A 13,142-nucleotide genomic window follows, 5' to 3' on the forward strand; every position below is an offset into this window, starting at 1 on the left:
TCTCCGGGGTCTCTTCACTCGTCCCGGCGACGTCCGACCCGTTGAGGTGCCGAGCCGGACGTGCCGAACGGTCCCCGCCAAACCTATCGACCTCGGTGGGGTCCCCCGAGACCGCCGGAGAGGCCCGGAGAGTTACGGGTGTTCCCGGCCGGCCCCCGCCGAGGGAACGGCGGAGAGCAGACGCGGCACGGTCCGTCCCCGCCGCTCGAACTCCTCGAACAGGGCCCGCTCGATCCGGGGGCGTTCCGCGACGGGAACCAGTGCTATGGCCGAACCGCCGAAACCGCCCCCGGTCATGCGGGCCCCCAGCGCGCCCTCCCGGAGAGCGACGTCGACAGCGAGGTCGAGTTCCGGGCAGGAAACCCGGTAGTCGTCCCGGAGGCTGCGGTGCGAGGCGGTCAGCAGGGCGCCGACCTCCACCCACGCGCCGTGAAGCAGACGGTCCAGGGTCGCCCACACCCTGTCGTTCTCGGTGACCACATGGCGCACCAACGGACGCAGCGGCTCGGGAATTCTTCCCAGGGCATCGTCCAGATCGTCGGTGCCCACCTCACGCAACGCGGACACACCGAGCAGCTCGGCCGCCCGCTCGCATCCCCGCCTGCGGTCCCCGTAACCGGACTCGCTGTGCGAGTGCCGCACCCGGGTGTCGACGACCAGGACCTCCAGCCCGGCGGCACTCGTGTCGAAGGGAACCTGCCGGCTCCGCCCGGATCGGACGTCGTAGAACAGGGCGTGGGCCGCTTCGCAGCGCAGCGAGGCGGTCTGGTCGAGTAGGCCGGTGGGGGCACCCACGAACTCGTTCTCGGCACGACAGGTCCAGCGCGCCACCTCCTCCAACGGTGGCGCTGAGGTTCCGTCCACGGGACGGTCCACGGTGTCCAGCAGCGCCAGTGCCGTCGCGCACTCCAACGCGGCGGAGGAGGAGAGCCCGGCCCCGCTCGGCACGTCCCCGGACACGACCAGGTCCGCCCCGGGCGGTTCGAATCCCTCCTGCCGGAGCACCCAGGCGACCCCGGCCGGATAACCGGCCCATCCGGACGGTTCTCCGGGAACGAGCTCGGAGATCGGGAAGCTCCCCGCCCGGTGGGGTGTTCCGTCCGAACCCCGGCTGGTCACCGAGAGCAGCCCGTCACTCCTGCGTCGTCCCGCCACGGCGGTGCGGTGCGGCAGGGCGAACGGGAAGACGCAGCCCGCGTTGTAGTCGGTGTGTTCACCGATCAGGTTGACCCGGCCGGGAGCCGACCACACACCCTCGGGAGGCCCCCCGTGCTCCGCCGCGAACAACGCCGCGGCGTTCTCCCCCGGCGAGCTCACCGCGGGCGTACCAGTACCGCGTGTGCGGTGGCCGGGGGAAGTTGCGTGGTCCCGCCCGCGCCGCGGACGTCGATGGGCTTGTTGCTGCCCACCACGGAGAGGATCTCCACGTCCTTGCCGGGGACGACCTCCACCGACTTCAACGCGTTCATCAGTTCCGGATCCAGCTGCACGTGCTCGGCGATCCGGCACACGAGAACGCGTCCCCCACCGTTGCGGGCGATCTCGTCCACACGTTGCAGTTCGGTGTCCACCAGCGGCGCGGACTCTCCGACCCCGAGGTCGTCGAGTCCGGGGATGGGATTCCCGTAGGGCGAGGTGCTCGGGCTGCCGAGCAGGTTGATGAGCTTGTGCTCCACCGCCTCGCTCATCACGTGCTCCCAGCGACACGCCTCGCTGTGCACGTGTTCCCATTCGAGGCCGATGACGTCGACGAGCAGTCGCTCGGCCAGCCGGTGCTTGCGCATGACCCCGATGGCACGGGCCCGTCCCGCCTTGGTCAGTTCCAGGTGTCGGTCCTCGGCGACCGACAACAGCCCGTCCCGTTCCATGCGCGCCACCGTCTGGCTGACGGTCGGTCCGCTCTGTTCCAGCCGCTCCGCGATGCGGGCCCGGAGCGGCACGAGTCCTTCTTCCTCAAGCTCGTAGATGGTCTTGAGGTACATCTCGGTGGTATCGATGAGATCGTTCACGCCAGCTCCCCATTCGGTCCACCATCAATGTTAGCCGGAACAGACGACAGTGACGGCTGCCCGGTCGGGGCTCGCACGCCCCGCCGTGTGGTCGTCCCGGTCGGCAACGGGAGGCGGGGGAACGCGCATTCCGCTGCCCGGCTGTGAGATCCGTCCCGCACGATCGGAGAGGACGATGACCCCACTGATCACGACGTCCGAGCTGGCCGAGTTCCTCGTGGAGGAGCCACGGCCCACGCTGCTGGACGTGCGCTGGAACCTGTTGGGCCCCCCGGGCAGGGAGGAGTACGAACGGGGCCACCTTCCCGGGGCGGTGTTCGTGGATCTGGACTCCGAGCTGGCTTCGGCTCCGGACGAACGGGGTCGGCACCCGCTTCCCGATCCAGCCGGACTCCAGGAGGTCCTGCGGGCGGCCGGGGTGGACTCCGACCGCGGCGTGGTGGTCTACGACGCCGGCGACGGCTCGGTGGCGGCGCGTGCCTGGTGGTTGCTGCGGTGGTCCGGACACCGGGAGGTGTTCCTGCTGGACGGCGGGTTCGCCGCCTGGACGGAGGAGGGACGTCCCACCACGACGCGGACTCCGCGTCCCGCCGAGGGGAACATCGTGGTCCGCCCCGGGAGGATGCCCACCCTCGACGCGGACCGGGCCCAGCGCCTGGCCCGTGAGGGGGTGTTGCTGGACGCCCGGGCCGGGCAGCGGTACCGCGGCGAGAGCGAACCGGTGGACCCCAGGGCGGGCCATGTTCCGGGAGCCCTCAACGCCCCGGCCGCCGAGCACGTCGCCACCGACGGCAGGTGGCTCCGCCCGGAGGAGCTGGCGACGCGCTTCACGCGACTGGGTGTTTCCGAAGCGCGGTCCGTGGGTGCCTACTGCGGCTCCGGCGTCAACGCCTGCTCCGTGGTGCTGGCGCTCGAACACGCCGGTCTGACCTCCCCCCAGGCCCCGGCCGCGCTGTACCCGGGTTCCTGGTCGGAGTGGTCGAACGACCCGGACCGACCCGCGGCGACCGGAGCCGATCCCGGCTGAGCCCCCGGAAACACTGTGTCGAGCGGGGCCGGCCGGGTAGCGTGCCCAACCATGAGCAACGAGTGCGCCGTTATCTGGGACGACTCACTGCTGTCCTACGACCTGGGCGGCAACCATCCGCTGCATCCGGTCCGGCTGGACCTGACCATGCGGTTGGCGCGCTCGCTGGGGGTGCTGGACGGGATCGAACTCCGCGAGCCCGAGAAAGCCGCCGACGGGGACCTCGAACGGGTGCACACCCGCGACTACATCGCCGCGGTGCGGGCCGCTCCCCACACGGACCCGGCGGAGGTGCGTCACGGACTCGGCAGCGCGGACAATCCGGTCTTCGACCGGATGCACGAGTCCTCCGCGTTGGTGGCCGGTGGTTCGATCGCGGCGGCCGAACGGATCGTGTCCGGGAGGGCGAAGCGGGCCGTCAACCTCGCGGGAGGGCTGCACCACGCGATGGCCGACCACGCGGCCGGTTTCTGCGTGTACAACGACTGCGCGGTGGCCATCTCCTGGATGCTGGCCAACGGGGTGGAGCGGATCGCCTATCTGGACATCGACGTGCACCACGGGGACGGGGTCCAGGCCGCCTTCTACGACGACCCCCGGGTGACGACGATCTCGCTGCACCAGCACCCGGTCACCCTCTGGCCCGGCACCGGCTTCCCCACCGAGGTCGGGGCGGGCCCCGCCGAGGGAAGCGCGGTGAACGTGGCTCTTCCTCCCGGCACGGACGACGCCGGGTGGCTGCGTGCCTTCCGGGCCGTGGTTCCCTCGATACTGGAGTCGTGCGCCCCCCAGGTGCTGGTCACCCAGTGCGGTGCCGACACCCACCGGGAGGACCCGCTGGCCGAGCTGTCGCTGTCGGTGGACGGGCAGCGCGTCGTCTACGGGATGCTGAGGGACCTGGCCGAGCGGTACGCGGGGGGCAGGTGGCTGGTGCTCGGTGGAGGCGGGTACGCCCTGTACCGGGTGGTCCCCAGGTCCTGGACACACCTGCTGGCCCTCGCCCTGGACCGGGATCTCGCGCCGTCGTGCAACATCCCCGCCGAGTGGACCGCCCACACCAGCGAGGTGGCCGGCAACAGGGCGCTGCCGAGCACGCTGACCGACGGGATGGATCCGGCGTTCACCCCGTGGGACGGGGTGAACGAACACCGGGTCGACACGGCCGTACGCGACACCCGTCACTCCGTTTTCCCGTTGCACGGGTTGGATCCCGCCGACGGCAGGGACTGAAACGACCTTCCGCGGCGAGCCGCCGGGCAGCCTCGGGCGGTGAGCCGTGGGCGGGAGCTTTTCGTCGGCACGTCCGGCCCACGTGGCCCGACGTGAACGGGTGCGGTGAACACAGGAGGCTGGGAGGTCCGCCATGGGAGACGTTCCGGGAGGACGACGGGAGGACGACACGGAGGGCGCTGGCGCCTACCCGCGGCACTGGGAGGCCGATGTGGTCCTCTCCGACGGGGGGACGGTGCGTCTGCGGCCGATCGTCCCGGAGGACGCCGAGCAGCTCGTCGCCTTCCACGGCAGACTCAGTGACCGGACGCGGTACTACCGCTACTTCTCTCCCTACCCTCGTATGCCGCAGCGCGACGTCGAGCGCTTCAGCCGGGTGGACTACGTCAACAGGGTCGCCCTGGTCGCGTTGCTGGGGGAGGACATCGTGGCCGTGGGCCGTTTCGACCGGCTCGCCGAGCGGGACTCCGCGGAGGTGGCGTTCGTGGTGCAGGACGGCCACCAGGGTCGGGGACTCGGTTCCATCCTGCTCGAACACCTCGCCGCCGCGGCCCGGGAGTGTGGGCTGAGCAGGTTCGTGGCCGAGGTGCTCGCCGAGAACTCCCAGATGGTGCGTGTGTTCCGCGACGCGGGATACCGGGTCAAACGGGAGATGGAGGAGGGGCTGGTCCACCTGGAGTTCCCGCTCGATCCCACCGAGGAGTCCCTGGCCGTGGCCAGAGCCCGCGAGCAGGCGGCTGAGGCGCGCAGCGTGCACAACCTCCTGCACCCCAGGGCGGTGGCGGTCATCGGCGCCTCCACCGATCCGGAGAAGATCGGGCACACGGTGCTGGCCAACCTGCTCGGCGCCGACTCCGCCGTGCCGGTGCACCCGGTCAACCCGGAGCACCGGGCCGTGCGTGGGGTGCGTTCCCACGCCTCGGTGCTGGACATTCCCGACGACATCGACCTCGCGGTGGTGGCCATCCCGGCCGGCGGTGTGGAGGAGGTGCTGGACGCCTGCCTGGCCAAGGGGGTCAAGGCGCTGCTGATCGTCAGCTCCGGTTTCAGCGAGGTGGGACCGAGCGGGCGGGAGGCGGAACGACGCATGGTGCGCGCGGCCAGGGTGTACGGGATGCGCGTGGTGGGACCGAACGCCCTGGGGGTGGTCAACACCGATCCGGGCCAGCGGCTGAACGCCAGCCTGGCTCCCCGCCTGCCGGGGAGGGGACGTACCGGGTTCTTCTGCCAGTCCGGCGCGCTGGGCGTGGCGATCCTGGCCGCGGCGACCGAGCGGGGACTGGGGCTTTCCACCTTCGTCTCGGCGGGCAACAGGGCCGACGTGTCCGGCAACGACCTCCTGCAGTACTGGCAGACGGATCCCACCACCGACGTGGTGCTGCTGTATCTGGAGTCCTTCGGCAACCCCCGCAAGTTCGCCCGTCTCGCTCGCAGGCTGGGCCGCAGCAAACCGATCGTGGTCGTCAAGTCGGGGCGCAACGCGGTGCGGGCCGGACTGGCCGCGACCTCGGTGCGCATCGACGAGACGAGTGTGCAGGCGCTGTTCGACCAGGCCGGGGTGATCCGGGTCGACTCCGTGGCGCAGATGTTCGACGTGGCGCTGCTGCTGGCCCACCAACCGCTGCCCCGGGGAGACCGTGTGGCGATAGTGGGGAATTCGAGCGCCCTCGGGATGCTGGCCACCGACGCGGCGTTGGAGCAGGGACTGCGTCCGGTGACCGACCCGGTGGACGTCGGGGCCTCGGCCGGCCCCGAGGAGTTCGCCGCCGCCGTGCGTTCCGCGGCGGAGAACGAGGAGGTGGACGCGTTGGTGACGGTGTTCGCCCCGCCGGTCGCCGTCCCCGGGGCCACCTACGCCCGCCAGCTCCGGGAGGCGTTGCACGAGGCCGACACCGTGGGCAGCAAGCCGGTGGTGAGCACGTTCCTCGCCGCGGAGGGAGTTCCGGACGAGCTTGCGGTGCCCGGTGGGGACGGGACCCCGGGACCCGGTTCGATTCCCTCCTATCCCACCCCGGAGCGGGCCGTGCTGGCGCTCGGCCGCGCCGTGCGGTACGCGAACTGGCGTGCCGCGCCGCAGGGGGAGTTCGTCCGCCCGGAGGGAGTGGAACCCGAGCGGGCGCGGGAACTGGTGGAACAGTGGGTCGACCGCGAGACGACCCGGAGGCTGTCCGATTCCGAGACGGTGCGCCTGTTGGAGTGCTACGGGATCACCGTCTCCCCGTTCCGGCTCGTCTCGGACGTGGATTCCGCCGTGGCCGCCGCGGAGCAGGTCGGCTTCCCGGTGGTGCTGAAGTCCGCCAGTCGACAGCTGCGGCACCGCACGGACCTGGCCGGGGTGCGGCTCGACCTGGGCACGGCCGAGGTGGTACGCACCGCCTACACGGACCTGTGCGAGCTGGCCGGAAGCGGCGAGGTCTACGTGCAGCGGATGGCCCCGAAGGGGACCTCGTGCGTCATCAGGCTCATGGAGGATCCCTCCTTCGGGACGCTCGTGTCCTTCGGACTCGCCGGGCTGGCCAACGACCTTCTCGGTGACCGGGCCTATCGGGCAGTGCCGCTGACCGACACCGACGTGGCGGACCTGGTCCGTGCTCCCAAGGCCGCGCCGATGCTCGACGGCTACCGCGGGGCTGTCCCGGCCGACATGACCGCGATGGAGGATCTCGTGCTGCGTGTGGCGACCCTGGGCGAGGATCTCCCGGAGGTGCGGGAACTGGTGCTGGAGCCGGTGCTGGCGGCTTCGTCGGGGGCGTATGTGGCCGGCGCGGCGATGACCCTGGGACGCAGCTCCGAGTCGCCGGACTCGGGGCCGCGCCGGTTGCGTTGAGCCTCTCCGACCTCGGCGGGCGGACAAGGGGGCGCACCGACTTCCGCTGTCGTGAACCCGCCAGCGGGTGGAGGACACGCAACCCTCGTTCGTCGGGGTTCCGTCCTTCGGGCATGAGACGGTTACGAATCCTGGTGGGGGCGGCCGCGGTGCTGTTCGCTCTCACCGCCTGCGGTGAACAGCAGTCCGACGTCGGTTTCGGCGGACAGCCCCCTCCGCCGGCCACGCAGGAGTCCTCGCGCGGTGACGAGCCGCCCAAGCCCGTGCCGGAGAAGGAACGTACCGAGGTTCCCACCGCGCGGGTGGACGGTTCGGCGTTGCCGGAGGGATATCCCCGGGAGGTGTGGACCCAGAACGGGGGGTCCGTGCTCGTGGTCACCGGCCAGGAGGGCGGATGCGGCGAGGTCCGTGCCAGGGTGACCGAGCAGACGGAACGGCGGGTCGGGGTCGAGTTGGTGGAGGAGACCCCGCGGGACGCGGGTCCGTGCACGATGGACCTGCGTTACCCGCCGGTGACCGCTCCGCTGGACAGCCCGCTCGGGGAGCGGGAGGTGGTGCTCACCCAGCGGGAGACCACCGTTGCCGGCGAGTAGGCCGGTTCCGCCGCGCCGGCAACGTTCGGGGCCTACCCCCCGGGAACCACATCTCCCCGGGGACGGCCCCGGCGCGGAACGGAGCCCGCTCCCGGCTGAGGGGCCGCTCTCTTCAGGCCCGTGCTCGGAACTGCGATCCTGTGCGGGGACAGCCGACGGCGAAGGGGCGCATGCACATGACCGAGCACAGCGACAGTGGTCCGGACTGCCTGGTCAACTTCCGTGATCTGGGCGGGTTGCCCGCCGAGGACGGTGTGACCACGCGGTCCGGGGTGCTCTACCGGGGTGACGCCCCGTACGACGGGGACCGTCCCCCGGAGGGGGCGACCTCCTGGCCGCCCACGGCGGTGGTCGACCTGCGGGACACCGAGGAGGAGAAGTCCGGTCCCCACCCGCTCGAACGGGTCAGCACGGTACACCACGTGCCGGTTCTGGAGGGCTTGCGCGACGAGTCGGGGGCGGATCCCTGGGACACGCTGGCCGAGTTGTACGGCTGCATGGTGGAGCGGGCCCCGAAGAGGCTGCTCGAGGTGTTCCGGATCGTGTTGGAGTCCCCGGGGCCGGTGCTGGTGCACTGTGCCGCGGGCAAGGACCGCACCGGGGTGGTCTGCGCGTTGCTGCTGAGTGCGGCCGGGGTGCGTCGTGACGCGATCGTCGCCGACTACGTGCACACCGACCGCAACATGTACCAGGTGTTGCGCAGACTACGCATCGCTCCCGAGATGCCCACCGGAGTGGACGAGTCCGCCGTGCGGGAGCTCGTCTCGGCTCCGGCCGAGGCGATCGAGCATCTCCTGCGGACGGTGGACACCGAGGAGGGGGGCGCCGCGGGATGGCTGATCCGGCACGGTGCGAGTGACGCCGAGATCGACCGGTGGAGGGACAAGCTGCTCGGCTCCGCGGTCTGAGTCGGTCCGTGCGGACGGCGTCCCCTCGTCGTGACGGGTGAGGGCGCCACCGGTGGGCGCGCCTGGAGTTTTCCTCCGGACGCGCCCACTGCTCAACTCGCGTAGGAACGCAGTTTGTTCGCGCGGTCGCCCTGACGGAGTTTGGCCATCACTTCGCGTTCGATCTGCCTGACCCGTTCCCGGGACAGCCCGAAGGCCTTGCCGATCTGGTCCAGCGTGCGCGGCTGTCCGTCGTCGAGGCCGTAACGCATGCGGATGACCTGCTGTTCACGGCCCTCCAGGGTGTCCAGCACCCGGCGCAGGTCGTCCTGGAGGAAGCCGGAGATGACCGCGTTCTCCGCGTCGGCTCCCTCCGAGTCCTCGATGAAGTCGCCGAGCGGGGCGTCCTCCTCAGAGCCGACCGGCATGTCCAGACTCACCGGGTCCTTGGAGTGGTCCATGAGGTCGATCACCTTCTCCACGGACATGTCCGCCTCGGCGGCGACCTCCTCCTCGGTGGCCTCCCTGCCCAGTTTCTGGTGCAGGTCCCGCTTGATCCGGGCCAGCTTGTTGACCTGCTCGACCAGGTGGACGGGCAACCGGATGGTGCGGCTCTGGTCGGCCATGCCCCGGGTGATGGCCTGTCGGATCCACCAGGTGGCGTAGGTGGAGAACTTGTAGCCCTTGGTGTAGTCGAACTTCTCCACCGCGCGGATCAGTCCGAGGTTGCCCTCCTGGATGAGGTCCAGCAGCGGCATCCCCCTGCCGGTGTAGCGCTTGGCCAGGCTGACCACCAGACGCAGGTTGGCCTCCATGAGGTGGTTCTTCGCGTCCTGGCCGTCGCGGACCACGGCCCTGAGGTCGGCACGCCGCTGCCTGCTCAGGTCCTCGGAGGTGTCCAGCAGGTGTTTGGCGAACACACCGGCCTCGATACGCTTCGCGAGGTCGACCTCGTCCTGCGCACTGAGCAGTGCCGTACGGCCGATACCATTGAGGTAGACCCGCACCAGGTCGGCAGAGGGGCCCTGGCTGTCGAGGTCCGCCTCGTTGGCGACGTCCGGGGCGAGAGTCTGCGGGGCGGTCATAGAGCTACCTCCCTGACGGGCTGGTTGTCGGAAGCCGGTGCACCGACGTGACACCGCGGGGCGCGGAGGACGGGTACGCTCGGGAGAGAGGGAAGAGGTCGTACCGCGTCGGTCACGGCGGTGGCCGGTGGTGTCGTTGCTCGTGTCGGCGTGGTTCGTCCTGGCGGGCGGGGTGGTTGTCCGGTCTGGGTCTGTCGAGACGTTCGTTCCGTGACGTGTCGCATGTCCGTTGTCGTTCGTCCGCCGTCGACTCCCGGACGGGCGCACCGACGGGGTGCGGTCTCGGGTGCCGAGTACCGGCGCTTGGTGAGGTTGGCTGTACGGAAAACGCTTCTGGGGCCGGATTAGTTCCCGCGTTCTCCGCGCGAAAGGAGTCAGCGTCGTCACACTCGTGGCGTGTTGGCTGAGAATTCGCTGAGAAACACGTCATTCTTCGACAGATCCCTTCTCCCGGGTTCCGAGAACCTTCGGAGACCGGGGCCGGCCAGCTGGGCCTACGTCGGCCGCGGAGAAGATGTGAGGGTTTTTCGCGGAGAGGGTTCCCCGGTCGGACCGGTGACGCACCCCGTCCCGGTCGTCGGGCGGGAGGTCTTTTTCCGAGATCTCGCCGCGGGGAGGGTTTTCCCCCGGAACGAATCCCGAAGTCTCGGCACGCCCGGAAAAGGGGCCGTTCCGAAACGACCCCTTTTCCGGGTGGAAGCGATCCGAATCGCGTCCCGGGTTTCCGGATGCCGGACTATGTTTCGACCAAGAGGGTGAACGGCCCGTCGTTGGTGCTGTCCACCTCCATGTGCGCACCGAAGCTTCCCGTGGCCACCCGCGCTCCGCGTTCCCACAGCCGCTCGATCACCGACTCCACCAGCGGTTCGGCCTGTTCCGGGGGTGCCGCGGCGCTCCAGGAGGGCCTTCGTCCCTTCCGCGTGCTGCCGTAGAGGGTGAACTGGCTGACCACCAGCAGTGGCGCGTCCGCCGTGGCGCAGGACCGCTCCTCCCGCAGCGCGCGCAGCTCGTGCACCTTGCGGGCCAACGTGCCCGCCTGCTCCTCGGTGTCGGAGTGGGTCACACCCACCAGGACCAGCAGCCCGGGCTCGTCGATGCCGCCCACCGTCCTGCCGTCCACGCGCACGGCGGCGCGCAGCACCCGGGTCACCACGGCCCTCACCGTTCGTCCTCCTGCCACTCCGCGGGAAGCAACATGCCGTGCTGGACAAGCTCGCGCAGAACCGGTTCCGCGGATCGGGTGAGTTCGGCGGAATCCGCCCCGTAGGCGGCGGCCAGCAGCTCCAGCAACTCGTCAGCGGGCAACGCGCCCTGGCATCCCGCGACGAGCCGGGCACCGAGCTCGTCGGTCTCGTGTTGCCAACCCGGCCCGTCGGTGCGGTGCAGGCGGTGGACGAACTCCCGCCATCCCTCCTCGGCGAGGGAGCTGACTCGTTCCAGCACCAGGCTCGGCGCGGCGACCAGTCGACTGCCGAGCAGCTCCTCCGCCGAGGGGCGGTCCCGCAGCCAGTCGAGGCGGCGCAACCACGCGTCGGCCTCCGCACCGAGCGGGTCGTCGAAGGCGTGGCGCAGGTCCTCGCAGACCGTTCGACCGTTCCCGCCGTGGGTGCGGCGCAGTGTGACGAAGCCGAAACCGACCCCGGTCACCCCGTTGTCGGCGAACCAGTCCAGCCACTCCCGCGAGCGGCGTCTGCCGGGTTCCGAACGGGGATCCACTCCCGCGTCCCGCAGCCAGGTGCCCACGTACAACTCGGGATCGGCCACGTCGCGCTGGACGAACCAGGCGTCCACGTCCGGTTCCCGCAGCCAGTCCGACACGCGGGTGCGCCAGTCCTCGCCCTCCCGGTGCAGCCAGGAGGCGAGCAGGTGACCGGTGCCGCCCTCGTTGAGCACCCCGGGCAGCTCACTCACCACCCGGGCGCTCGCCCTGTCCCCGGCCAGTCCCGAGTCCCGGTAGACGAAATCGGTTCTGGCCGGGCCCACCACGAACGGCGGGTTGCACACCACCTGGTCGAACCCGCGCCCGGCAACCGGGTCGAACCACTCGCCGTCGAGCACCTCGACCTCCACCCGGTTCAGGCGGAAGGTCGCCTCGGCCAGTTTCCGTGCCCGTTCCGAGACTTCGGTGGCCGTCACCCGCTCGGCCCGGGCCGAGGCGTGCAGCGCCTGCACTCCGCATCCGGTGCCGACGTCCAGCACGGAGCCGACGGGGCGCTGCGGGGTGGCGCGCACCAGGCTCAGCGAGGCCCGTCCGACCCCGAGCACGTGATCGCTGGTGACGGGAACACCCGGAGGGCGGGTCTCGGCGTCCAGGTCCGAGATGACCCACCACGAGTTGTCCATCGCGGCGTGCGGTCGGATGTCCAGCCCCGCGCGCACCGAGTCCCCGGCGGCCACCAGGATGCCGGCGGCCACGGCCTCGGCCAGGGGCAACGGATCCAGGGCACGTTCGGCCGCCGCCGACTCGATCGGTTCTCCGAGCAGGAACACGCGTACCAGGCTGCTGAGCGGACCGGGTTCGGCCGTGGCCCGCAGGGCGGGTTCCGGTTCCCCTCTTCCCAGGGCCGCGTGTGCCCGAGTACCCAGCAGTTCCACCACGCCGTCCGCGGTGTAGTCCGCCGCGAGCAGGGCCTCGCGCAGCCGGTCGAGGCGGTCGTGTGTGAGTTCGACAGTCACGCGGCGATCCTCACACGGCCGCCGGGAACACCGTCCGCACCCGTGCCTTGCCGTGGTCCCGTGCACTCCGGTGGGTGATCGTGCGGCGGGGCGGCCCGGAAAAACCCGTGGGGCGGTCTGCGCGAACCGGGGTGTGAGTGGGACGATGAAAGTGGAGGTGGTGTCGTGAGTGGCTTCCAGCGTGGTGACGACACCCCGGTGCTCATCACCGAGGCCGAGCCGTCCTACGACGATCAGCAAGCGGCGCGACGCAAGAAGTACGCGTTGATGATGTCGCTGCGTATTCCCTGTCTGATCGCCGCCGTCATGGTCTATCCGATCTGGTGGCTTTCACTGATCATCATCGCGGTCTCCATCCCGCTGCCCTGGATGGCTGTGCTCGTCGCGAACGATCGGCCGCCACGCAAGAGCGAGAACGTCCGTCGGTTCCGGGGAGGCGGGAGCAGCCGCGAACTGGACGACCCGGCACACTGGGTCGTCGACAGCCGGTGAACCACCGCGTGCCGTGCCCTGGAGGACACCGGGGCTTTCGGTGCGGCATCATGGTGTCATGACGACGACCGTTCTTCCGGAAGAAGACACCAGACCGCAGAACACCGAACAGACCAGTGACGACAGTCCCGAGGTCTTCCACTACGTGCAGAAGGACAAGATCGCCGAGAGCGCGGTCATGGGCAGTCACGTGGTGGCGCTGTGCGGGGCGGTTTTCCCCGTGACGAAGTCCGCGAAACCGGGCTCACCGGTCTGCCCCGAGTGCAAGGAGATCTTCGAGGGGCTTCCTCCGGGTGGTGGCGACGACGAGTGAGTC

At 70.5% G+C, this 13,142-nt stretch carries 12 protein-coding genes; 7 read left to right on the top strand and 5 right to left on the bottom strand.

All coding sequences use genetic code 11. The features are described from left to right. Nucleotides 1-132: 132 nt before the first annotated feature. Together galK and ACTMO_RS0104740 are read right to left on the bottom strand one after the other, a co-directional pair. Nucleotides 133-1,317 carry a galactokinase gene (galK, locus tag ACTMO_RS0104735; protein WP_019853518.1) on the bottom strand — a complete coding sequence of 395 codons (1,185 nt, stop codon included), beginning with the start codon at nucleotides 1,315-1,317 and terminating at the stop codon, nucleotides 133-135. Further along, complete coding sequence (locus tag ACTMO_RS0104740) at nucleotides 1,314-2,009, bottom strand: iron-dependent transcriptional repressor DtxR (protein WP_019853519.1); 696 nt, start codon at nucleotides 2,007-2,009, stop codon at nucleotides 1,314-1,316. The genes galK and ACTMO_RS0104740 overlap by 4 nt, the downstream gene beginning before the upstream one ends. A gap of 175 nt (nucleotides 2,010-2,184) precedes the next feature. Between ACTMO_RS0104740 and ACTMO_RS0104745 the strand changes: the two genes are divergently transcribed. The 5 genes from ACTMO_RS0104745 to ACTMO_RS0104765 all read left to right on the top strand — a co-directional run bounded on the left by ACTMO_RS0104745 (nucleotide 2,185) and on the right by ACTMO_RS0104765 (nucleotide 8,594). Then, on the top strand, nucleotides 2,185-3,036 hold the full coding sequence (locus tag ACTMO_RS0104745; RefSeq protein ID WP_019853520.1) for a sulfurtransferase: 852 nt from the start codon (nucleotides 2,185-2,187) through the stop codon (nucleotides 3,034-3,036). 51 nt (nucleotides 3,037-3,087) lie between these two features. After that, nucleotides 3,088-4,266 (top strand): acetoin utilization protein AcuC, encoded by a 1,179-nt coding sequence (locus ACTMO_RS0104750; RefSeq protein ID WP_019853521.1) that lies wholly within the window; start codon nucleotides 3,088-3,090, stop codon nucleotides 4,264-4,266. A 133-nt stretch (nucleotides 4,267-4,399) separates the two neighbouring features. Further along, nucleotides 4,400-7,093 carry a bifunctional acetate--CoA ligase family protein/GNAT family N-acetyltransferase gene (locus tag ACTMO_RS0104755; protein ID WP_019853522.1) on the top strand — a complete coding sequence of 898 codons (2,694 nt, stop codon included), beginning with the start codon at nucleotides 4,400-4,402 and terminating at the stop codon, nucleotides 7,091-7,093. A gap of 113 nt (nucleotides 7,094-7,206) precedes the next feature. After that, nucleotides 7,207-7,686, top strand: coding sequence for an LptM family lipoprotein (locus ACTMO_RS0104760; protein ID WP_026448882.1), 480 nt, complete (start codon nucleotides 7,207-7,209; stop codon nucleotides 7,684-7,686). 176 nt (nucleotides 7,687-7,862) lie between these two features. Further along, nucleotides 7,863-8,594, top strand: coding sequence for a tyrosine-protein phosphatase (locus ACTMO_RS0104765; RefSeq protein WP_157062790.1), 732 nt, complete (start codon nucleotides 7,863-7,865; stop codon nucleotides 8,592-8,594). A gap of 92 nt (nucleotides 8,595-8,686) precedes the next feature. On the opposite strand, the gene ACTMO_RS0104770 is transcribed toward ACTMO_RS0104765, so the two are convergent. The 3 genes from ACTMO_RS0104770 to ACTMO_RS0104785 all read right to left on the bottom strand — a co-directional run bounded on the left by ACTMO_RS0104770 (nucleotide 8,687) and on the right by ACTMO_RS0104785 (nucleotide 12,334). Beyond that, entirely contained in the window at nucleotides 8,687-9,658 is a 972-nt protein-coding gene (locus tag ACTMO_RS0104770; protein ID WP_019853525.1) for a sigma-70 family RNA polymerase sigma factor, read from the bottom strand. Between the two features lie 736 nt (nucleotides 9,659-10,394). After that, entirely contained in the window at nucleotides 10,395-10,820 is a 426-nt protein-coding gene (dtd, locus tag ACTMO_RS0104780; RefSeq protein WP_019853526.1) for a D-aminoacyl-tRNA deacylase, read from the bottom strand. Beyond that, nucleotides 10,817-12,334, bottom strand: coding sequence for a DUF7782 domain-containing protein (locus ACTMO_RS0104785; protein WP_019853527.1), 1,518 nt, complete (start codon nucleotides 12,332-12,334; stop codon nucleotides 10,817-10,819). The genes dtd and ACTMO_RS0104785 overlap by 4 nt, the downstream gene beginning before the upstream one ends. A gap of 165 nt (nucleotides 12,335-12,499) precedes the next feature. Here ACTMO_RS0104785 and ACTMO_RS0104790 point away from each other — a divergent pair, with 165 nt between their 5' ends. Next, nucleotides 12,500-12,826, top strand: a complete 327-nt coding sequence (locus ACTMO_RS0104790; protein WP_019853528.1) for a DUF3099 domain-containing protein — start codon at nucleotides 12,500-12,502, stop codon at nucleotides 12,824-12,826. Nucleotides 12,827-12,884: 58 nt separating this feature from the next. Further along, entirely contained in the window at nucleotides 12,885-13,139 is a 255-nt protein-coding gene (locus tag ACTMO_RS0104795) for a DUF3039 domain-containing protein (protein ID WP_019853529.1), read from the top strand. Nucleotides 13,140-13,142: the final 3 nt, after the last annotated feature.

It is taken from the genome of Actinopolyspora mortivallis DSM 44261, assembly GCF_000384035.1.
Classification (GTDB): domain Bacteria; phylum Actinomycetota; class Actinomycetes; order Mycobacteriales; family Pseudonocardiaceae; genus Actinopolyspora; species Actinopolyspora mortivallis.